Origin of the sequence: Amycolatopsis sp. NPDC051061, from assembly GCF_040682935.1 — a bacterium.
GTDB lineage: Bacteria > Actinomycetota > Actinomycetes > Mycobacteriales > Pseudonocardiaceae > Amycolatopsis.
The window spans coordinates 34,727-54,074 of sequence record NZ_JBFBBZ010000009.1; the positions used below are offsets into that span (position 1 = coordinate 34,727).

Sequence of the window (19,348 nt, forward strand, 5' to 3'; positions counted from 1 at the left end):
CGTCATTGTCGACATAGGCGGCGCCACCTGATCGGATGGTCTTTACCTTTCGGCGGGTAACGTCGGCTGGGCTACCAGCGCTAAGGGCGTGTGCCCCGCTGGTCGGCGGGGGACCCCGAGCCTCGGGGGGTCCGGGGGGCAGCGCCCCCACGGCGGGGTGCGGGGGCTCGGCCCCTGCAAGACACAGGAGGTTTCGGTGATCGAACGGCGTACGGTCTTCAAGGCCGCTCTGGCGGCGGGGGCCGCCCTGGTCGCCGCGGCGTGTTCGAGCACGAACGACGGGACGGCGTTCCCCACCGGCGCCGCGGGCGCCGACGGCGAGGGCGGGGCCCAGCCCGTGGCGAAGATCACGGCCGAGCCCGCCGTCAACACCAAGGACGCCCCGGTCCTCAAGCCGGTCACCATCAAGGTCGCCGACGGCAAGCTCACCGAGTGCAAGGTGACCGCCGACGGCGGGAAGGCCGTCAAGGGCGACACCGCGCCGGACGGGCTCAGCTGGACCAGCGCCGAGCCGCTCGGCTACGGCAAGACCTACACCTACGCGGCCAAGGCCACCGGCACCGACGGCAAGCCGGTCGAGCTCACCGGCACCTTCGGCACGATCACCCCGGCCAAGCAGATCCGCGCCACGCTCAACCCGTCCGACAACCAGCAGGTCGGTGTGGCCATGCCGATCAGCGTCAAGTTCCAGTCGCCGGTCAAGGACCGTGCGGCCGTCGAGAAGGCGCTGTCGGTGAAGACGGACAAGGACGTCGAAGGCGCCTGGGGCTGGCTGTCCGACAGCCAGGTCGACTACCGGCCGAAGGAGTACTGGCCGCAGAACATCACCGTGAGCGTCGAGGCGAAGCTGTACGGCGTCGAGCTGGGCGGCGGCGCGTACGGCAAGGCCGACGTCACCACGAAGTTCAAGATCGGCCGCAACCAGGTGGTCAAGGTCAACACCCCGGACCACCAGATGCACGTCTACCGCGGCGGCTCGCAGGTCAAGAGCTACCCGTGCGCGAACGGACTGGACGCCGAGGTCGACCGCAACACCCCGAACGGCACCTACATCATCATGAGCAAGGAGCCGACGGCCGTTTTCGACAACGCCCGCTACGGCTACACGAACGTCAACAAGAAGTGGGCCTGCCGCTTCTCCAACCACGGCGAGTACATCCACGAGAACCAGGACAACGCGGCCAACATCGGGAAGAACAACAACTCCCACGGCTGCGTCAACCTCCTCGAGGCCGACGCCAAGGACTACTTCGACTCCGCGCTGGTCGGCGACCCGGTCGAGATCACCGGCTCCCAGCTGGGCGCGCCGATGGCCTCCGACGTCAAGGACTGGAACTACAGCTGGGCGGCCTGGAAAGGGCTGGGTGCGAAGTAGCCCGTGCGCACCGAAGTCGTCGGGCACGGCGGGACGCGGCTCGGCCTGCGGGTCGAAGGCACCGAAAACAGCAGGCCGATCGTGTTCGTGCACGGCTGGGCGCAGTCGGCGGGGTGCTGGGCCGCGCAGCTCGCCGACCCGGCGCTGACCGAGCGGTTCCGCCTGGTCGCGATGGACCTGCGGGGCCACGGCGCGTCCGACGTCCCGGCCGCGGACTACGACGACCCGGTGGTCTGGGCCGACGACCTCGCCGCGGTGCTCGACTTCGCCGGACCCGACGCGATCGTCGTCGCCTGGTCCTACGGCGGCCTGGTGCTCACCGACCACATCCGCGTGCACGGCACCGCACGGCTGCGCGGGATCGTGCTCGTCGGCGCCATCACCGAAATCGGCCGCGACCGCGCGGGCGGGCGCGTCGGCCCGCTGATGCGCGACCACATGCGGGCGATGCTTTCGGACGATCCGGACATCGCGGTTCCGGCGCTCACCGCGTTCAGCCGCGACATGGCCGGCGGCCCGGTGCCCGGAGCGCAGGTCCAGGCCCTGCTCGGGGCTTCTCTGAGCGTGCCACCTTCGGTCCGCGCGGCCCTGTTCCGCCGGGACATCGGCGGCGACGAAGTCCTGGCCGCGGTCGACAAGCCCACTCTCGTCGTGCACGGCTCGCACGACCGCGTGATCGACCCTTCGACGGCGGAGCACACGATCGGGAAGATTCCGGGTGCCACCGGGCGTTGGTTCCTTGACGGGGGGCATGCGCCCTTCGCCGAGTCCGCGGACGAGTTCGACGCGGTACTCCGGCAGTTCGCCGAGGAATGCTGACGTAACGCGGGAGACGACCAGGTGACCAGCTCCATCCGGGGGTTCCGTGCTGCGCCGCGTCGGGTCGCGGTGCTCTCCGTGCACACTTCGCCGCTCGAGCAGCCAGGCACCGGCGACGCGGGCGGGATGAACGTCTACGTCAGCCAGACGGCGACCGAGATGGCCCGCCAGGGCGTCGAGGTCGAGGTGTTCACCCGCGCGACGGCGTCGGACCAGCCGCCGGTGGTCGAGCTCGCGCCGGGCGTGACCGTCCGGCACGTGCAGGCGGGCCCGTTCGAGCCGCTGAGCCGCGACGAGCTGCCCGCGCAGCTGTGCGCGTTCACCTCCGGCGTCCTGCGCACCGAGGCGTTCCACGAGCCCGGGTACTACGACCTCATCCATTCGCACTACTGGCTCTCGGGCCAGGTCGGCTGGCTCGCGCGCGACCGGTGGTCGGTCCCGCTGGTGCACACCGCGCACACCCTGGCGAAGGTGAAGAACGCCGCGCTCGCCGAGGGCGACAAGCCCGAGCCGCGCACCCGCGTGATCGGCGAGGAGCAGGTGGTCGCCGAGGCCGACCGGCTGGTCGCCAACACCGCGGTCGAGGCGCGTCAGCTCGTCGACCTCTACGACGCCGAGCCGCACGCCGTGCACACCGTGCCGCCGGGCGTCGACCTCGAACGCTTCACCCCGGGGCCCCAGGCCCTCGCGCGAGCCGAGCTGGGCTTGGCCGACGACGACGTCGTGCTGGCCTTCGCCGGCCGGATCCAGCCGCTGAAGGCGCCGGACGTCCTGCTGCACGCCGCGGCCGCCATGCTGCGCCGGCGCCCCGAGCTGGCGCCGCGCCTGGTCGTGCTGATCGTCGGCGGGCCGTCGGGCACCGGGCTGGCGCAGCCGCAGGCGCTGCGCGAGCTGGCTGTTTCGCTGGGCATCGAGCGGCAGGTCCGGTTCCTGCCGCCGCAGCCGGGCGAGGCACTCGCCGGGGTGTTCCGCGCGGCCGACGTCGTCGCGGTGCCCAGCTACAACGAGTCGTTCGGCCTGGTCGCCCTGGAGGCGCAGGCCTGCGGGACGCCGGTGGTCGCGGCCGAGGTCGGCGGGCTGCCGGTGGCGGTGCCGCACGGCGTGTCCGGCCTGCTGGTCCCCGGGCACGGCGCCGAGGAGTGGGCGGACGCGCTGGCCGCGGTCGCCCTGCGCCCGGACCGGCGCGCCGAGCTCGGCGCGAACGCCGTCGTGCACGCGCGGCGGTTCTCCTGGCGTCGCACGACGGACGCGCTCCTGGACATCTATGCTCAGGCCACCAGCGCGTTCCGGCACGCGCTGGACCTGCGCGCGGAGGTGGCGGTGTGAGCCTGGACGAGCTGATCCAGTCTACTTTGGACTCTTCGGAGCTGGAGTACGACAAACGCGGCCCGGGCAAGTACTTCGTCACGCTGCCGGGGACGAAGAAGCTGCAGACGAACGCGTGGCTCGTCGACGGCGACCACGCGTTTTCGGTGGAGGCCTTCGTTTGCCGGCGGCCCGACGAGTCCCATGAGGACGTTTACCGGTTCCTGTTGCAGCGCAATGCGAAGCTCTACGGCGTGCACTACACAGTGGACAGTCTCGGCGACATCTACCTGGTCGGCCGGTTCGGCAAGGACACGATGTCGGCCGACGAGCTCGACAAGGTGCTCGGCCAGGTACTGGAAGCCGCCGACGGCGACTTCAACACGCTGCTGGAGATCGGCTTCGCGACGTCGATCAAGCGCGAGTGGGACTGGCGCGTCTCCCGCGGCGAGTCGCTGGCCAACCTGCAGGCGTTCAAGCACCTCGTGGCGCCCGCGCAGCCGCACGAACCGGGCTTGACCGAGTCGTGACCCGGACCGTGCAACGGTCCTGAGCCGGACATCCGTCTCACCGCCAGTCGAAACTGGAGGGAGAACCAGGATGCGGACTCGATGGAGAGCGGCGCTGGCGATCACCGCGGTGGCGTTCGTGCTGGCCGGCTGCTCGTCGGCGGAGAACGGGGCATCGTCCACGGCGGACAGTGCGGGATCGGGGCGTGTGCCCGCCGCGCCCCAGCAGGGCACCGGGGGCACGGGCAAGGCCGAGCAGAATTCGAAGGTGACGCCGCCGCAGGCCGGCGCCACCGAGCGCAAGCTTTCCCGCAGTGCGCGGCTCGAGCTGACCGCCACGAAGGTCGTCGACGTCGTCGCGCAGGCCCGCGGGATCGCGCTCGGCGCCGGCGGCTACACCGGGCAGGAGAGCACCGGCGACGACTCGGCGACGCTGTCGCTGGCGGTGCCGGCGGACAAGCTCGACCCGGTGCTCGACCAGCTCTCGCACCTCGGCTCGAGCATGGTGAAGCGGGAGCTGAACACCCAGGACGTGACCGAGCAGGTCGTCGACGTCGAAGCGCGGCTGGCGACGCAGCGGAAGTCGGTGGAGCGGATCCGCGCACTGCTGTCCCAGGCGACGTCCGTGTCGGACATCACGTCGATCGAAAGCGAGCTGACGAGCCGCGAGTCGGCGCTCGAGTCGCTCGAACAGCAGCGGAACTCCCTGGCGGGCAGCGTCGCGATGGCGACGGTGGCGATGAGCATCCGCAGCGTGGCGGCGCCACCGCCGGCGCAGGAGGACCACAGCGGCTTCCTCGGCGGGCTGGCCGGCGGCTGGGACGCGTTTCTGACTTTCGGCGGGGGATTGCTGACGGTGCTGGGCGCGGTGGCGCCGTTCTTGCTGCTCGTGGTGCCGCTGGCGTGGCTGGGCCGGCGGTTGAACCGCCGCCGCCGTCCGGCCCGGCCGGTCGGGCCGGAGCCGGGCGAGGCGTGAGGTGGGGCGCCGCTGACGTGGGGGAGTCGCCCCCCGAGGTGTGAGCGGGCAGGCGGGACGGCTCGAGGGAGGGGGGAGTCGCGATCTCGAGCCGCCCCGCTGAAGTTCCCGCCGATCAGGACCCGGTGACGAGGGGGGTGCCATCGGGGCCGGCGGGCCGCGGCTCGGCAGGGGGAGACGAGCCGCGGTCGAAGCCCGAAACCGGCCGGGGAGTGCGTGGAATCCGGCCGCTCGGGACGTAGTCAACCTGTCAGATCTCGACCTGTAATCACAAGACTACTCACTAGTCTGTTCGAGTGAACTTCCTCAGCGGCGATAACGGTGTGCAGTCTGCCGCCCGGATTTTGCGCGTTGTTGGCGGTCGGACTTGTCGAAGAGTGAGGTGTTACTCCTAAGTAACACACTCTGCGTAGGACAGGCCTTTTGCCGGAGGTCACCGGTGGGCGCGGTGGTCCGTTCTGGCAGGCTGGGTGCCATGGCCGAGATTGGGACGTTGGTGCTGCTGCGGCACGGGCAGAGCACGTGGAACGCGGAAAACCTGTTCACCGGCTGGGTGGACGTACCGCTTTCGGAGCAGGGCGAAGGCGAAGCGCGCCAGGGCGGGCAGTTGCTGGCCGGCTCCGGGCTGCTGCCGGACGTGGTGCACACCTCGCTGCTGCGGCGCGCGATCTCCACCGCGAACCTCGCGCTGGACGCCGCCGACCGGCACTGGATCCCGGTGAAGCGCGACTGGCGCCTCAACGAGCGCCACTACGGCGCGCTGCAGGGCAAGAACAAGAAGCAGACCCTCGAGGAGTTCGGCGAGGAGCAGTTCATGCTCTGGCGCCGCTCGTACGACACCCCGCCGCCGGAGATCGACCCGAAGGACGAGTGGAGCCAGGCGGGCGACGCGCGGTACGCGAACCTCGGCGACGCCGCGCCGCTGACCGAGTGCCTGAAGGACGTCGTCGAGCGGCTGCTGCCGTACTGGGAGTCCGAGATCGTGCCGGACCTGCGCGCGGGCAAGACCGTGCTGGTCGCCGCGCACGGCAACTCGCTGCGCGCGCTGGTGAAGCACCTCGACGGGATCTCCGACGCCGACATCGCCGGCCTGAACATCCCGACCGGCATCCCGCTGCGCTACGACCTGACGGCCGACCTGAAGCCGGTCAAGGCGGGCGGCGAGTACCTCGACCCCGAGGCCGCGAAGGAAGCCGCCGCCGCGGTCGCCAACCAGGGCCGCTGAGACTTCAGGACGCGGTGACGGACCGGAGGCCGGACGCCTTCCAACGGCCGTCCGCGCGGACGAGGTCGAGCGTGGCCGTCACGGGCTTGGTGGTCGTCTGGCCCGCGGCGTCCGTCACCTGCACGTTCACGTAGACCAGCAGGGTCGCCTTGGCGCCGGTCACGGTCGTCACGCCGGTCATCAGGTCCGGCGGGACGACCGCCCGCACACCGCTCTTGCGGATCCCGTCGACGTACGCGGTCTTGTTCGTCCGGTATTCGCTCAGCAGCGGCTCGGCGGTGACGGCTTCGGCCCGCGCGTAGGTGCCTTCGGGATCGGCGCTGTCCGCCGACGCCAGCGCGGTCACTGCGGCCCGCGCGCCGGCCAGCGCCGAGTCGCGCAGGCCCGCCGCACTGCCGTCCTCGGCGTGCGGCGCGGGCGGCGGCTGGGCCGGGCTGACCGCGATGTCCGACAGGCGCCAGCGCCCGCCGGCCGCGAGCGCGGTGAACGCGACCGTCGCCAGGCCCTTCGACGTGCCGTTGACCTGTTCGAGCACGGTCAGCGCCCGCACCCGGTTCCCGGTCAGCTCGAGGGCCGCGGCCGTCAGCACCCGGGTGGTCAGGCGCACCGGCTGCGGGTTGTTCCTGACCTGCTCGAACAGGGCGGTGTACTGGGTTTTGGCGGAGCCGGTGAGGTGCTCCTCGGCGGTCCGGTCGAAGGCGGCCCGGTCGGTGGAGTCGTAGCTGAACACGGCCTCGGCCGCGGTCTTCACGGCGGCGAGCGCGGCGGCCGTGCCCGGGGCGTCGATCACCGCCAGGTTCTCCGCGCCGGGGATCGGCGCGGCGGTGCCGTAGACCGCCGAGGAGCACGCCGACGTCACCAGGACCAGCGCCAGCAGCGCTCGCTTCACAGGAGGCCGGCCTCGCGTGCCCTCGCCCCGGCCTGGAACCGCGACGACGCGCCGAGGATCTCCATCACCTCCGCCACCCGCCGCCGGTAGGTCCGCAAGCCCACGCCGAGGGCGCGGGCCGCCGTCTCGTCCTTGCAGCCGGACGCCAGCTGCTCGAGGATCTCGCGCGCGCCCAGCTCGGTGAACCGCGCCTGGTAGGACTCGAGGTCGGTGCCGCCGGCCCAGGCCGCCTCGAACAGCGACTGGATGCCCTGGACCAGCTCCGGGCTGCTGATCACGGTGTAGTTGCGGACGCCGCCGAGGTCGTCGCCGGCCACGATCGCGATCCGGCGGTCCAGCAGGATCGTCTCGTTGACCTCGCGCTCGGTGATGCGGATCCGCGCGCCGTGCTCGGCCATGAACCGCAGGTGTTCCGCCAGCGCCGGGTCGAACAGGACCCCGGGCAGGTACATCTTGCGCACGTTCGTCTCGCGCACGGCCTGCGCGCGCTCGGGTGCCGTCGGGTGCGCCACCGACCAGGTGTGCAGGTCGCGGGCCGCGCACGAAACCTCGGTCGCGGCCGCGAACAGGTGGGCCGTCCGCTCGAACAGCTCGGCCTCGCCCCGCACCACGACGACGTCACTGACTCTCTCCACGCATTCCAGTGTGGCAGCAAACTGCCATTCCCGGCGGCTTCCCGGCCAGGTGGGAAGGCTGGAGCCATGACCACGAACACCCTCCCCGCCGCCGCGGCGGGCACCTGGAAGCTCGGCTCCTTCGAAGTCAACCGCCTCGGCTTCGGCGCCATGCGCCTGATGTCCACTTCGGACGGCGGCATCCGCGACCGCGAGACGTCGATCGCCGTGCTCCGCCGCGCCGTCGAGCTCGGCGTGAACCACATCGACACCGCCGTGTTCTACTTCGCCGGTCCACGGTCGGCGAACGAGCTGATCAACCGGGCCCTCGCGCCGTACGACGACCTGACGATCACCACCAAGGTCGGCCCGGGCCGCGACTTCACCGGCGCGTTCTACACCGCCCGGCCGGACCAGCTGCGGGACCAGGTCGAAGAGAACCTGCGCGAGCTGGGCCTCGACCACCTCGACGTCGCCAACTACCGGATCGGCCAGGGCCTCGACCGCGGGGAAGGCTTCCTCGCCGACGGTTTCGGCGCGCTCGCCGACCTGCGCGAGAAGGGCCTGATCCGCGAACTGGGGATCTCCAACGTCGCGCCGCACCACCTGACGGAGGCCCTCGAGATCGCGCCGGTCGTCTGCGTCCAGAACCAGTACGGCCTCACCGCCCGCCGGGAGGACGACGAGATCGTCCGGATGTGTGCCGAGCACGGGATCGCCTTCGTGCCGTTCTTCGCCGTCGCGAGCGGGACGGGCGAGGACGCCCGCGTCGCCGAGGTCGCGCGCCGGCACGACGCCACCCCGGCCCAGGTGCGGCTCGCGTGGACCCTCCACCAAGGACCGCACGTGCTCGCGATCCCGGGTACCGGCGACGTCGCGCACCTCGAGCAGAACGTCGCCGCGGCGGCGCTGGAGCTCACCGGCGACGACCTGAAGACCCTCGACGGCGAGGGGTGATTCACCCGGAATGTCTCGCCGGGGAATCGATCGGGTGAACGCCGGCTGAAGCACCGGCGAACATGTCATCGCCAGGTGTCGCGGTGCTCACGACAAGGCGGACAACGCTAGGCCGAAGGGCCACTACTCAGCTTACGATCGGCCTGTGACCACGCCTGTTTCCCTCGCACTGGCCATCGGGGCACTGGTGGCCGGTGCGGTGGTCGGCTACCTCGTCGCGCGGGCCCGCACCCGCCGCGAAGAGGCCCGGCCGCCGGGCCCGACCGTCGCGGAGCTCCTCGAGCGGCTGGTCCGGTCGTCCCACAACGGCGTCGTCGTGCTCAACAAGTTCGGCGACATGGTGCTGCACAACCCGCGCGCCTACGAGCTGGGCCTGGTGCGGGTCAACCAGGCCGACCCGCGGGCCCGCAAGGCCGCCGAGCAGGTCGCCGAAACCGACGAGCCGATGGAGATCGACCTTTCGCCGCTCGAAGCGCGCGGCCGCCAGCCGGAGGCGGTGCTCGGCCAGGTCCGGCCGCTCGGCGACGGCTTCACCGTCGTCGAGGCCGTCGACCACTCCGAGGCCATCCGGCTGGAGGCCGTGCGCCGCGACTTCGTCGCCAACGTCAGCCACGAGCTCAAGACCCCGGTCGGCGCGATCGCGCTGCTCACCGAGGCCGTGCTCGACGCCGCCGAGGACGTCGAGGAGGTCCGCCGCTTCGGCGGCAAGATCCTGCGCGAGTCCACCCGGCTCGGCCAGCTCGTCACCGAGCTGATCGCGCTTTCGCGGCTGCAGGGCGCCGAGCGGCTGCCGGACCTCAACGTCGTCGAGGTCGACGCGGTCGTGCGCGAGGCGCTCGGCCGGACGACGCTCTCGGCCGAGTCGGCCGACATCCGGATCACCACCGACACCCCCAGCGGCCTGCTCGTCGAGGGCGACCGGACGCTGCTGGTCACCGCGTTGTCGAACCTGCTGGAGAACGCCGTCGCGTACTCGCCGGCCGGCAACCCGGTGTCGATCTCGCGCCGGCTCGCGGACGGGATGGTCGAGGTCGCCGTCACCGACCGGGGGATCGGCATCGCCGAGGACGAGCAGCAGCGCGTGTTCGAGCGCTTCTACCGCGCCGACAAGGCCCGCTCGCGCGCCACCGGCGGCACCGGGCTGGGCCTGGCGATCGTCAAGCACGTGGCGGCCAACCACGGCGGCTCGGTCGGGCTGTGGAGCCGCCCCGGCACCGGCTCGACGTTCACGCTGCGCATCCCCGCGCACCTCCGTCCCGAGCCGGCCCCCGAGCCGGCGCGGAACGCCAAGACCTCGCCTGCACCACGGCAGGAGAAGACCCCCGAGCGCACCCCGAGGCTCGTGGTTACCGGGCAGGACAGCCCAGATCATGGAGGAAACCTGTGACCAGGGTTCTCATCGTCGAAGACGAGGAGTCGTTCGCCGACCCCCTCGCCTTCCTGCTGCGCAAGGAAGGGTTCACCGCGGCCGTGGCCGGCACCGGCCAGGCGGCGCTGGAGGAGTTCGACCGCAACGGCGCCGACATCGTGCTGCTCGACGTCATGCTGCCGGGGATGAGCGGCACCGACGTCTGCAAGCAGCTGCGCCAGCGCTCGGCCGTGCCGGTGATCATGGTGACGGCGCGCGACAGCGAGATCGACAAGGTCGTCGGCCTGGAGCTGGGCGCGGACGACTACGTGACGAAGCCGTACTCGGCGCGTGAGCTGATCGCGCGGGTCCGGGCGGTGCTGCGCCGCGGCGGCGAGCCGGGCTCCGAAGGCGAGCTGGCGCCGCTGGTGCTGTCGGCGGGCCCGGTGCGGCTGGACGTCGAGCGGCACGTCGTGACGGTGGACGGCGCCGAGGTGTCGCTGCCGCTCAAGGAGTTCGACCTGCTGGAGTACCTGCTCCGCAACGTCGGCCGGGTGCTGACGCGCGGGCAGCTGATCGACCGGGTGTGGGGCGCGGACTACGTCGGCGACACGAAGACGCTGGACGTCCACGTGAAGCGGCTGCGCTCGAAGATCGAGCCGGACCCGGGCTCGCCGCGGCACCTGGTGACGGTCCGCGGCCTGGGCTACAAGTTCGAGACGTAAGCGGGCTTTTCGGGCGGTACCGCCTCGGTGGGAGGCGCGCCGGGGCGGTACCGCACCGAGTGTTGTTGGTTACATGTTCGAGACCTGGCGCTGGGCCCGGTACGCTGGACCCCCGTGCGCCTAGGGGTACTCGACGTCGGTTCCAACACCGTCCACTTGCTGGTGGTCGACGCCCACCGTGGCGCCCACCCGACGCCGATGCATTCCGAGAAGTCCGTGCTCCGCCTGGCGGAGCAGCTGACCCCCGGCGGCGAACTCAGCAAGGCCGGCGCCGACGACCTCGTAACGGCCGTCGAGTCCGCCAAGGAAGCCGCCGCGCGGCTCGGCTGCGAAGAAGTCATGGCCTTCGCCACGTCGGCGGTCCGCGAAGCGAAGAACTCCGCCAAGGTGCTGGCCCGCGTGGCCGACCGCACCGGCGTCGAGCTGCAGGTCCTCTCCGGCACCGACGAGGCCCGGCTGACCTTCCTCGCCGTCCGTCGCTGGTACGGCTGGTCGGCCGGTCAGCTCTTGGTGCTCGACATCGGCGGCGGCTCGCTGGAGATCGCGATGGGCCGCGACGAAGAGCCCGTCCTGGCCGAGTCGCTGCCCCTGGGCGCGGGCCGCACCACGCGCACCCGCTTCAAGCACGACCCGCCGACGCGCTCCGAGCTCGTCGCGACGTCGGCGTGGCTCGACGACCAGCTCACCGAGCTCGCGCGGAAGGTCACCAAATGGGGTGAACCCGATCGGGTCGTGGCGACGTCGAAGACCTTCCGGTCCCTCGCCCGGCTGACCGGCGCCGCCCCCTCGGCGGCGGGCCCGCGCGTGCGACGTACGCTCACGGACACCGCATTGCGCCAGCTCCTGGCGTTCATCTCGCGGATGCCGTCGGCCGATCTCGCGCAGCTCGAGGGCGTCAGCTCGAGCCGGTCGCACCAGCTGGTGGCGGGCGCGCTCGTCGCGCAGGCCACGATGCGGGCGCTCGGTTTGCCGGAACTCGAGATCTGCCCGTGGGCTCTGCGAGAAGGTGTCATCCTGCGACGGCTGGACCATTCCAACGGCGCGGATGAAACTGGAGCCGCCCTCGTGGCGCGCTTCGGCGCACAGGAGGACCGGTGAAAGCACGCGGCTGGACTTCCCGGAACGTAAACGGGCACGGTGGAGAGGTGACGGACATGCAGAGGTCGGCGTACAGCGCGCGCGGCGCCGCCGGCGTGCCGTCGGGTACCACTTCGCCGAGTGCCGAGGACCCGGAGCGCGCAGGGGACGACCAGGTATGACGGACCAGACCGGAGGCGACCAGCCGCAGAAGACCGTGGCTGAGCTGCTCGCCCAGCACGGTGCGCAGGTCGAGGGCGGCAGCCGCCGTCGACGGCGGCGCGCGGCCGAGGACGACGACGAGCCCGCCACCCCGGAGGCCCCGCCCGGCGCGACCGGCTCCCACCGGCGCCCCGGCGTGAGCGACACCGGCCCGCAGGCGATCATCGACCGGGTCGCCGGCGAGGGCACGCCGCCGCCGCCGAACCGGCCCGCCGGACGGCGTCGCGCCGAGCCACCGTCCCCGCCGCCGCCCGCGCCCCGCGCGGTCCCGCAGGACTCCCAGCCGCGGCCGGTCCCGCCGCCCCCGGCCCGGCCCGCCCCCGGCGGCGCCGAGTCCGGCCAGTACGCGCGCCCCCCGGCGCCGCCGCAGCAGTCGGGCCAGTTCGCCCGGCCGCCCCAGGAGTCCGGCCAGTTCGCGAACCCGCCGGCGCGGCCGCCGCAGGAGTCCGGGCCGTTCGCGAGCCCGCAGGAGTCGGCGCAGCTGCCCGTGCCGCCGCGCGCGCCCCGGCGCCAGCCGCCGCCCCCGCAGCCGTCGCAGCAGCTGCCGGCCCCGCCGCCGCCCGCGGCCGAGGAGACCCGCGGGGCCGTCCCGCCGGTCCGGCGCCGCCCGCCCCCTTCTCAGCAGTTGCCGACCCCGCCGCCGCAGCAGCCGTCCCAGCAGCTGCCGGCGCCCGGGACACCAGGCGGACCGCTGTCGGCCCGGCTCGACGGCCTCAACGGCACGCCGGACGCCGACATCGACGTCCCGCCGGGCCCGATGGCCGGCGGGACCTTCGGGACGCCGCCGGCCGCACCCGGCCGTCAGCGCCGAGGCCCGGCGCGCCGTCCGCAGCCGCAGCAGGAGGCGTACACCGAGCAGTTCGACGCGGTGGCCGGCGAGCGGCCGCCGCTCTCCCCGGCGCCGGGCAAGAAGAAGCCCGACGCGCCCGAACCGTCGTCGCCGGGCGGGCTCGCGAACTGGCGCAAGCGCCGGCAGAAGGAGCAGCTGGAGGACACCGAGATCGGCGTCATGCCGGTGGTGCCCACCGAAACCCCGGACGACGGCTACCCCGACGACGACTTCGAGCCCGAGGGCAGCGGCTACCAGGCCGCCTACGACGCGGGCCCGCCGACCGGCACGTACCCGCCGCCGATGCCGTTCGCGCCCGGCGACCGCGCCTCGCGGGCGCCGGTCCCGGACGACCTCGAGCCCTACGAGCGCGAGTTCGCCGACGGCTACCCGGCCGACGGCCCGGACTTCGAGCAGGACGACTACGGCTACGAGCAGGGCGAAGGCTACGAGGACGACGAGTACGACGACGCGGCCGAGCCGGTCGCGGAGCCGGAGCCCGCGACCTCGCCGGGCAAGGCGTGGCTGGCGCTGGCCGGCCAGCTGGCGATGGGCGTCGTGGGCGGCGCGGCCGTCTGGCTGGGCTTCAACTGGCTGTGGGTGAACATCCCCGCGGCGGCCCTGGTGGCGGCGCTGCTGGTGGTGGTCGCGCTGGTCTGGATCGTGCGGAAGATCCGCCGGGCCGAGGACCTGCAGACGACGGTGCTGGCGGTGCTGGTGGGCCTGGTCGTGACGGTGTCCCCGGCGGCGTTGCTGCTCGTCGGCCGCTGACACCCGCTCGCCTGATGTCATGAACGAGTCGTTCATGACGTCAGGCGAGGTGAACGAGTCGTTCATGACGCTGCCGGGTGGGCGCGGTGAGACGCGCGTCCCCCTTCCGGCCCGGCGAGTCAGCGCACCCTCGGTGACGAGGCAGGATGGCGCGCGTGACAGACGAGAAGCCGGTCCCCGTCGGGCTCAGCACGGCGTCCGTGTGGCCCCTCAAGGCCGGGACCGCCTTCGAGCTCGCCGCCGAGCTCGGGTACGACGGCGTCGAGGTCATGGTCTGGGCCGACGCGGTCAGCCAGGACGTCAGCGCCCTGCGCCGGTGGTCGCGCCGCACCGGGGTGCCCGTGCTGTCCGTCCACTCGCCGTCGCTGCTGATCACCCAGCGGATCTGGTCGCCCGATCCCGTGGTGCGGCTGCGGATGTCCGTCGACGCCGCGCTCGAGCTCGGCGCGCGGACCGTCGTCGTGCACCCGCCGTTCCGGTGGCAGCGCCGGTACGGCGACGCCTTCGGTGATCTCGTCGACGAGCTGGAGGAGTCCAGCGGGATCGAAATCGCCGTCGAGAACATGTTCAAGGTGCGCCCGCCGGGTGGTTCGAAGAATTCGCGTGTCTCCGCGTTCCGGCCGTCGATCGACCCGACGGACGTCGGTTTCCGGCACTACACGCTCGACCTGTCCCACACAGCGGCAGCCCGGATGGACGCACTCGCGCTGGCGCAGCGGATGGGTGAAGGCCTCTCGCACCTCCATCTGGCGGACGGCACCGGCCTCCCGAAGGACGAACACCTGGTGCCCGGACGCGGTGGCCAGCCCTGCGCCGAACTCCTGGAAAAGCTGGTCAGCAGCGGTTTCGCCGGGCAGATCGTGCTGGAGATCAACACCCGGCACGCCGACACCGGCGCCCAGCGGGTCCGGGATCTGGCGGAGGCATTGCTGTTCGCGCGATTCCACCTCGGGCAGTAATTGCGCACTTCGGCGCGGACACGACTACTCCCGGGTCCATTTACCTGGGTCGAACACGTAAAGTTCCGACTGTGAAACCGTCGCGCTCGTTGATCGCCACCTCTCCGGATTCCCCCATTGGTATGGCGCGTTCGTGAGCGGAACGGACGGCACCGCCGGGTCCTTCGACACGGCGAGTGCGGCGCGGTCGCTGGGGGACGGCACCTTCACCGCGGTGCTGCGTGCGGAATGGGCCATCGGCTCGCACCCGCACGGGGGTTTCCTGCTGGCCCTGCTGGCCAAGGCGGCGATCGCCGCCCTGCACGAACGCGGTGAGCCGCACGCCGAGCCCCTGGTCATCAGCGCGGAGTTCCTGCACGCGCCCGCGCTCGGCCCGGTGCTGCTGCGCACGGACGTCCGCAAGGTCGGCCGCCGCGCGACGGTCGTCGAGGTGCGCCTGGAGCAGCGCGGCCGCAGCTGCGTCGAGGCCAGGGTGACGACGGGGCGGCTGCCGATGCGGCGCCCGGAGTGGACGGACGTGCCGTCGATGCCCGCCGAGCCGTCGCCGGGCGCGCTCGCCATGCCCGAGAGTCCCGAGGGCCCGTTCAACCTGGCCAAGGGCTGCGAGGTCCGGCTCGACCCGGCGACCGCGGGTTACCTCGCCGGGCGCACCGGCGAGCCGCCCCGGATGCGGCTGTGGGTCCGGCCGCGCCACGGCCTGGTCGACCCGTACTTCACGCTGCTGGCGTCCGACGTGAATCCGCCGGTGGTGATGAACCTGGGACGCATCGGCTGGGCGCCGACGGTCCAGTTGACGGCGCTGCTGCGCACGCGGCCGGCCCCGGGCTGGTTGCGGGTGGTGGTGGAGTCCCGCTCGGTGCACGAGTCGTGGTTCGACTCGGACGCGACGGTGGTGGACTCCCAGGGCCGGCTGGTGTGCCAGGCCCGGCAGCTGGGTCTCGCCCCGGCACCGGGCGGCTGAGGCGCGTTTGGCACGCTTTACGGCATGACGGTCATCGCGGTGCTGGGTGCGGGCAAGATCGGCGAGGCGTTGCTCTCGGGGCTGCTGCACGGCGGCCACGAGCCGGGCGACCTCCTCTTCACCGAGCGGTACCCGGCGCGCGTCGAAGAACTCACCGCGCGCTACGGCATCCGCGGCGTCGAGGTCGAGGAAGCCGCCAAGCAGGCCGACGTCCTGGTCGTGGCCGTGAAGCCGCAGGACATCGACCCCGTGCTCGACGAGCTCGCGCCGCTGCTGAGCCCGTCGTCGCTGGTCGTGTCGCTGTGCGCGGGCCTGCCGACCTCGCTGTACGAGCGCCGCCTGGCCGACGGCGTTCCCGTGGTGCGGGTCATGCCGAACACGCCGATGCTGGTCAACGAGGCCATGAGTGCCATCTCGGCGGGGCGGCACGCCACCGCCGACCACCTCGCCGTGGTGCGCGACCTGCTCTCGCACGTCGGCCGGGTCGTCGAGGTGCCCGAGGGCCAGCAGGACGCCGTCACGGCGTTGTCCGGCTCCGGCCCGGCGTACTTCTTCTACCTGGTCGAGGCCATGATCGACGCCGGCATCCTGCTCGGGCTGCCGCGCGCGCTGGCCGGGCAGCTGATCATCCAGTCGGCCGTCGGGGCGGCGAAGATGCTGGCCGAGTCGGATGAGCACCCCGTGCTGCTGCGCGAGGCCGTGACGTCGCCGGCGGGCACGACCATCAACGCGATCCGCGAGCTCGAGAAGCACGGCGTCCGCGCCGCCCTGCTCGACGCGATCGAGGCGGCCAAGGACCGGTCCGAGGCGCTGGGCAAGGCCCACGAGGCCTAAGCCCGCGGGCGCCACTCGTTCGCCCAGGCGTCGAGCCGCACGAGCGTCTCGAACAGCGACCTCCCCTGGCCGGTGAGCGAGTAGCCCTCGGCGTGGCCGACCAGATCCGCTTCGCCCAGCTCGCGCAGCCGCGTGGCCAGCACGCTGGACGAGACGCCGTCGCAGCGCTGCTGCAGCTCGCGGAACGTCGGGTTCGCGCCGGCGCGCAGCTCCCAGAGGATCCGCAGGGCCCAGCGGCGGCCGAGCAGGTCGAGCAGGGCCATGACCGGGCGGCCGGTGGCCGAACCGCGGACCGGCTGGCCGGGCAGGGGAGTCGTCATTGCTTTCCTTTCCGAAGCGCCGATGTTAGCGTGCCGGTCATGCCTCTGAAATCGAAGCAGCCACGGATCATGCCCCTCGAGCCGCCGTTCGACGCCGAGGTCGCCGACGCCCTCGAACGGCTCGGGCCGCCCATCCGGCTGTTCCGCGTCTGGGCGCGGCGTCCCGAGCTGGCTCGCGGCGTGGCCGAGTGGGGTCGCTACTACTTCTCAGGGCGTTCGGCGCTGACGGTCCGGCAGCGTGAGCTGGTCATCGACCGCACGACCGCCCTGTGCGGCGCCGACTACGAGTGGGGCGTCCACATCGCCACCTTCGCCGGCCAGGCCGGCCTCGACGGCGCGCAGATCCGCTCTCTCGCCGCCGGTGGGCCGGCCGACGCGTGCTGGGACGCGACGGACCGCGCAGTGCTGACGGCCGTCGACGAGCTGCGCGCGACCGCGGACCTCTCCGACGGGACCTGGGCGGACCTCGTGGCCGCCGTGGGCGAAGACGGCGCGCTCGACCTGCTGCTCGTCTGCGGCTGGTACCACGCCATTTCCTTCACGGTCCGGGCGCTGCGGCTGCCCCTCGAACCGGGTACCGCGCGCCCGGAATCGCCGTAATGGGCGATTACGCCGATCTTGCACGCGCGAGTGCTCATGCGTTAGCGCTGGTAGGAGCCCATCTCGGTGACAGGCGTCGCTTTAGTCCCACCAGTCCCGCTACTCTCGATGGAGCACGTGCGTGTCGGTACCACAGGTGGGGAAGCCTCGTGGCGCGACGCGTGTCTAAGGACGCGGTAAACATGTCGCCGAACAAGAAGGAAGATCTGCCGGCTGTCGGACAGGTCCAGTTCCTGACGGTCGCCGAGGTGGCCACGCTGATGCGGGTCTCCAAGATGACCGTCTACCGTCTCGTGCACTCGGGTGAGTTGCCCGCCGTCAGGGTCGGCAAGTCGTTCCGGGTGCCGGAGAAAGCAGTGCACGAGTACCTCCAAGGTGCCTACTACGACGTGGGTTGAACCGGTCGCCGGGCACGCCGTGGCCAGCGGCGCGCAGCGCTACAACGTGCCCGCCGACCGGCCCGCGCAGGGTGACGGGTAACCTGGAAAACCGCTCGTGCCTGTGCGCTCCACCCGTTGGACGCTGCGCCGGGCAGCGTGACCGACGACGACCTAAGGAGCGCCCATGGGCTCTGTGATCAAGAAGCGCCGCAAGCGCATGTCGAAGAAGAAGCACCGCAAGCTGCTTCGCCGCACGCGAGTGCAGCGCCGGAAGGCCGGCAAGTAAGACCTGCCTGGTGAAGCGTGCAGTGCGTAGCCGTGGCCCGTCCAGTCTCTGGACGGGCCACGTCCATGTGGTGGGCAGGTCCCCCCGTTCGAGTGAGGCGTTCGTCGCTTTCCGGGGGAATAGCGGTTAATAGCACGTAAGACAACCCGGGCCTACCACTGAAGAGCGGTAACATCTCAACGGTGTCCGCGCGATGCTTCCAGTGAGTGCAGGCCCGCGCACTTCGGGTGACCGTCCACCCCCACCACGCCCTACGCCGCAGGGAGTCGCATGCCGTCGAACATCGTGCTCGTCACCGGGGTAGCCGGCGAACTGGGCGGGAAACTCCTCGCCCGGCTGGGCAACAACCCCGATTTCGAACGGGTCATCGGTGTCGACACGGTCGCTCCGGACAAGACGGTCCTGCAACGCATGGGCCACGCGGAGTTCGTCCGCGCGGACATCCGGAACCCCCTGATCGCCAAGGTGATCAGCACCGCCGAAGTGGACACGGTGGTGCACGCGTCGTGCACCGCGCACCCGGCCGGGCCCGGGCGGCGCACCGCGATCAAGGAAGTCAACGTCATCGGCACCATGCGGCTGCTCGCCGCGTGCCAGCGCTCGCCGTTGGTCCGCAAGCTGGTGGTCAAGTCGACGGCGGCGGTCTACGGCGCCGGCGCCCGCTCGCAAGCGGTGTTCACCGAGGACTCCGAGCTGATCCCGACGTCGAGCAGCGGCTACGCGAAGGACGCCGTCGAGATGGAGGGGTACGTGCGCGGCCTGGTGCGGCGCCGCCCGGACATCACCACGACGCTGTTCCGCTTCGCCAACATCATCGGGCCCTCGACCGACACCGTCCTTTCGCGCTATTTCGCGCTGCCGGTCGTGCCGACCGTTTTCGGGTACGACGCCCGTATCCAGCTGCTGCACTCTTCGGACGCGCTGGCCGTGCTGGAGCACGCGACCCTCGATGACAAGCCCGGCGTCTTTAACGTCGGCTCGGAAGGGGTACTCACCCTTTCGCAGGCGATCCGGCGAGCGGGCCGGGTCGAGCTGCCGATGCCGCGGAGCGTGGTGCCGTCGGTCGGCAAGGTCTTGCGCGGCGCGCGCGTGGTGGACTTTTCCGCCGACCAGGTCCGGTTGCTGAACTTCGGCCGGGTCGTCGACATCGCGAAGCTGAAGAACGAGTTCGGGTACACCCCGCGGTGGACCACGCGTGAGGCGTTCGACGACTACATCGTCGGACGCGGGCTCCGGCCGGTGCTCGACGGCGGCAAGCTGGCGAGCCTGGCCGGGAAGGTGCTCGTCGCGGCCGCGACGGGGCAGAGCCGATGAGCAGGCTTTTCGGGGGTCCGGGTGGCGGAGCCCCCGGCCCGGAGCGAAGCTCC

Annotated in this window: 21 protein-coding genes; 18 read left to right on the forward strand and 3 right to left on the reverse strand. The window is 71.9% G+C overall.

The window, feature by feature from the left end:
• Positions 1–196: 196 nt before the first annotated feature.
• From AB0N03_RS14210 to AB0N03_RS14235, 6 genes are all read left to right on the forward strand, one after another.
• Entirely contained in the window at positions 197–1,375 is a 1,179-nt protein-coding gene (locus AB0N03_RS14210; protein ID WP_364370462.1) for an Ig-like domain-containing protein, read from the forward strand.
• A 3-nt stretch (positions 1,376–1,378) separates the two neighbouring features.
• A complete protein-coding gene (locus tag AB0N03_RS14215) occupies positions 1,379–2,194 on the forward strand; it encodes an alpha/beta hydrolase (protein ID WP_364370465.1) in 816 nt (271 codons plus the stop codon).
• 21 nt (positions 2,195–2,215) lie between these two features.
• Positions 2,216–3,520 (forward strand): D-inositol-3-phosphate glycosyltransferase, encoded by a 1,305-nt coding sequence (mshA, locus tag AB0N03_RS14220; protein ID WP_364370468.1) that lies wholly within the window; start codon positions 2,216–2,218, stop codon positions 3,518–3,520.
• Positions 3,517–4,029 (forward strand): YbjN domain-containing protein, encoded by a 513-nt coding sequence (locus AB0N03_RS14225; RefSeq protein WP_364370471.1) that lies wholly within the window; start codon positions 3,517–3,519, stop codon positions 4,027–4,029. Before mshA ends, AB0N03_RS14225 begins: the two co-directional genes overlap by 4 nt.
• 70 nt (positions 4,030–4,099) lie before the next feature.
• A complete protein-coding gene (locus AB0N03_RS14230; protein WP_364370474.1) occupies positions 4,100–4,984 on the forward strand; it encodes a DUF4349 domain-containing protein in 885 nt (294 codons plus the stop codon).
• A 475-nt stretch (positions 4,985–5,459) separates the two neighbouring features.
• Positions 5,460–6,209: a phosphoglyceromutase gene (locus AB0N03_RS14235; protein ID WP_364370477.1), complete on the forward strand. Its 750-nt coding sequence runs from the start codon at positions 5,460–5,462 to the stop codon at positions 6,207–6,209.
• A 4-nt stretch (positions 6,210–6,213) separates the two neighbouring features.
• Here the strand turns inward: AB0N03_RS14235 and AB0N03_RS14240 are convergent, their stop codons facing one another.
• On the reverse strand, positions 6,214–7,098 hold the full coding sequence (locus AB0N03_RS14240; protein WP_364370480.1) for a hypothetical protein: 885 nt from the start codon (positions 7,096–7,098) through the stop codon (positions 6,214–6,216).
• Positions 7,095–7,733 (reverse strand): DNA-binding response regulator, encoded by a 639-nt coding sequence (locus tag AB0N03_RS14245; RefSeq protein ID WP_364370483.1) that lies wholly within the window; start codon positions 7,731–7,733, stop codon positions 7,095–7,097. The genes AB0N03_RS14240 and AB0N03_RS14245 overlap by 4 nt, the downstream gene beginning before the upstream one ends.
• Before the next feature lie 66 nt (positions 7,734–7,799).
• Between AB0N03_RS14245 and AB0N03_RS14250 the strand changes: the two genes are divergently transcribed.
• From AB0N03_RS14250 to proC, 8 genes are all read left to right on the forward strand, one after another.
• The gene (locus tag AB0N03_RS14250; RefSeq protein WP_364370486.1) at positions 7,800–8,669 is read left to right on the forward strand and encodes an oxidoreductase; all 870 of its coding nucleotides are present in this window, start codon (positions 7,800–7,802) and stop codon (positions 8,667–8,669) included.
• A 145-nt stretch (positions 8,670–8,814) separates the two neighbouring features.
• The gene (locus tag AB0N03_RS14255) at positions 8,815–10,056 is read left to right on the forward strand and encodes an ATP-binding protein (RefSeq protein ID WP_364370489.1); all 1,242 of its coding nucleotides are present in this window, start codon (positions 8,815–8,817) and stop codon (positions 10,054–10,056) included.
• On the forward strand, positions 10,053–10,742 hold the full coding sequence (locus AB0N03_RS14260) for a response regulator transcription factor (RefSeq protein WP_364370491.1): 690 nt from the start codon (positions 10,053–10,055) through the stop codon (positions 10,740–10,742). Before AB0N03_RS14255 ends, AB0N03_RS14260 begins: the two co-directional genes overlap by 4 nt.
• Before the next feature lie 114 nt (positions 10,743–10,856).
• On the forward strand, positions 10,857–11,840 hold the full coding sequence (locus AB0N03_RS14265) for a Ppx/GppA phosphatase family protein (RefSeq protein WP_364370494.1): 984 nt from the start codon (positions 10,857–10,859) through the stop codon (positions 11,838–11,840).
• Between the two features lie 157 nt (positions 11,841–11,997).
• Positions 11,998–13,641 (forward strand): hypothetical protein, encoded by a 1,644-nt coding sequence (locus tag AB0N03_RS14270; protein ID WP_364370497.1) that lies wholly within the window; start codon positions 11,998–12,000, stop codon positions 13,639–13,641.
• A gap of 146 nt (positions 13,642–13,787) precedes the next feature.
• Positions 13,788–14,600 (forward strand): sugar phosphate isomerase/epimerase family protein, encoded by an 813-nt coding sequence (locus AB0N03_RS14275; RefSeq protein WP_364370500.1) that lies wholly within the window; start codon positions 13,788–13,790, stop codon positions 14,598–14,600.
• A gap of 133 nt (positions 14,601–14,733) precedes the next feature.
• Entirely contained in the window at positions 14,734–15,561 is an 828-nt protein-coding gene (locus AB0N03_RS14280) for a thioesterase family protein (RefSeq protein WP_364370503.1), read from the forward strand.
• 24 nt (positions 15,562–15,585) lie between these two features.
• Positions 15,586–16,395 (forward strand): pyrroline-5-carboxylate reductase, encoded by an 810-nt coding sequence (gene proC / locus AB0N03_RS14285; RefSeq protein WP_364370506.1) that lies wholly within the window; start codon positions 15,586–15,588, stop codon positions 16,393–16,395.
• On the opposite strand, the gene AB0N03_RS14290 is transcribed toward proC, so the two are convergent.
• Positions 16,392–16,715, reverse strand: a complete 324-nt coding sequence (locus AB0N03_RS14290) for a helix-turn-helix domain-containing protein (RefSeq protein WP_364370508.1) — start codon at positions 16,713–16,715, stop codon at positions 16,392–16,394. The two genes, proC and AB0N03_RS14290, sit on opposite strands and share 4 nt — an antisense overlap.
• A gap of 39 nt (positions 16,716–16,754) precedes the next feature.
• Between AB0N03_RS14290 and AB0N03_RS14295 the strand changes: the two genes are divergently transcribed.
• From AB0N03_RS14295 to AB0N03_RS14310, 4 genes are all read left to right on the forward strand, one after another.
• Positions 16,755–17,315 carry a carboxymuconolactone decarboxylase family protein gene (locus tag AB0N03_RS14295; protein WP_364370511.1) on the forward strand — a complete coding sequence of 187 codons (561 nt, stop codon included), beginning with the start codon at positions 16,755–16,757 and terminating at the stop codon, positions 17,313–17,315.
• 182 nt (positions 17,316–17,497) lie between these two features.
• On the forward strand, positions 17,498–17,713 hold the full coding sequence (locus AB0N03_RS14300) for a helix-turn-helix domain-containing protein (RefSeq protein WP_013222402.1): 216 nt from the start codon (positions 17,498–17,500) through the stop codon (positions 17,711–17,713).
• A gap of 166 nt (positions 17,714–17,879) precedes the next feature.
• A complete protein-coding gene (locus AB0N03_RS14305; RefSeq protein ID WP_007030867.1) occupies positions 17,880–17,981 on the forward strand; it encodes an AURKAIP1/COX24 domain-containing protein in 102 nt (33 codons plus the stop codon).
• A 270-nt stretch (positions 17,982–18,251) separates the two neighbouring features.
• Positions 18,252–19,295 (forward strand): NAD-dependent epimerase/dehydratase family protein, encoded by a 1,044-nt coding sequence (locus AB0N03_RS14310; RefSeq protein WP_364370514.1) that lies wholly within the window; start codon positions 18,252–18,254, stop codon positions 19,293–19,295.
• The last annotated feature ends 53 nt before the right edge of the window (positions 19,296–19,348 follow it).

Excerpts from the sequence above, each read along its gene's own strand:
- AB0N03_RS14300 (WP_013222402.1), top strand. The coding sequence starts at position 17,498 with ATGTCGCCGAACAAGAAGGAAGATCTGCCGGCTGTCGGACAGGTCCAG.
- AB0N03_RS14250 (WP_364370486.1), top strand. The coding sequence starts at position 7,800 with ATGACCACGAACACCCTCCCCGCCGCCGCGGCGGGCACCTGGAAGCTC.
- AB0N03_RS14310 (WP_364370514.1), top strand. The coding sequence starts at position 18,252 with ATGCCGTCGAACATCGTGCTCGTCACCGGGGTAGCCGGCGAACTGGGC.
- AB0N03_RS14270 (WP_364370497.1), top strand. The coding sequence starts at position 11,998 with ATGACGGACCAGACCGGAGGCGACCAGCCGCAGAAGACCGTGGCTGAG.
- AB0N03_RS14295 (WP_364370511.1), top strand. The coding sequence starts at position 16,755 with ATGCCTCTGAAATCGAAGCAGCCACGGATCATGCCCCTCGAGCCGCCG.
- AB0N03_RS14230 (WP_364370474.1), top strand. The coding sequence starts at position 4,100 with ATGCGGACTCGATGGAGAGCGGCGCTGGCGATCACCGCGGTGGCGTTC.
- AB0N03_RS14235 (WP_364370477.1), top strand. The coding sequence starts at position 5,460 with ATGGCCGAGATTGGGACGTTGGTGCTGCTGCGGCACGGGCAGAGCACG.
- AB0N03_RS14290 (WP_364370508.1), bottom strand. The coding sequence starts at position 16,715 with ATGACGACTCCCCTGCCCGGCCAGCCGGTCCGCGGTTCGGCCACCGGC.
- AB0N03_RS14305 (WP_007030867.1), top strand. The coding sequence starts at position 17,880 with ATGGGCTCTGTGATCAAGAAGCGCCGCAAGCGCATGTCGAAGAAGAAG.
- proC (WP_364370506.1), top strand. The coding sequence starts at position 15,586 with ATGACGGTCATCGCGGTGCTGGGTGCGGGCAAGATCGGCGAGGCGTTG.
- AB0N03_RS14275 (WP_364370500.1), top strand. The coding sequence starts at position 13,788 with ATGGCGCGCGTGACAGACGAGAAGCCGGTCCCCGTCGGGCTCAGCACG.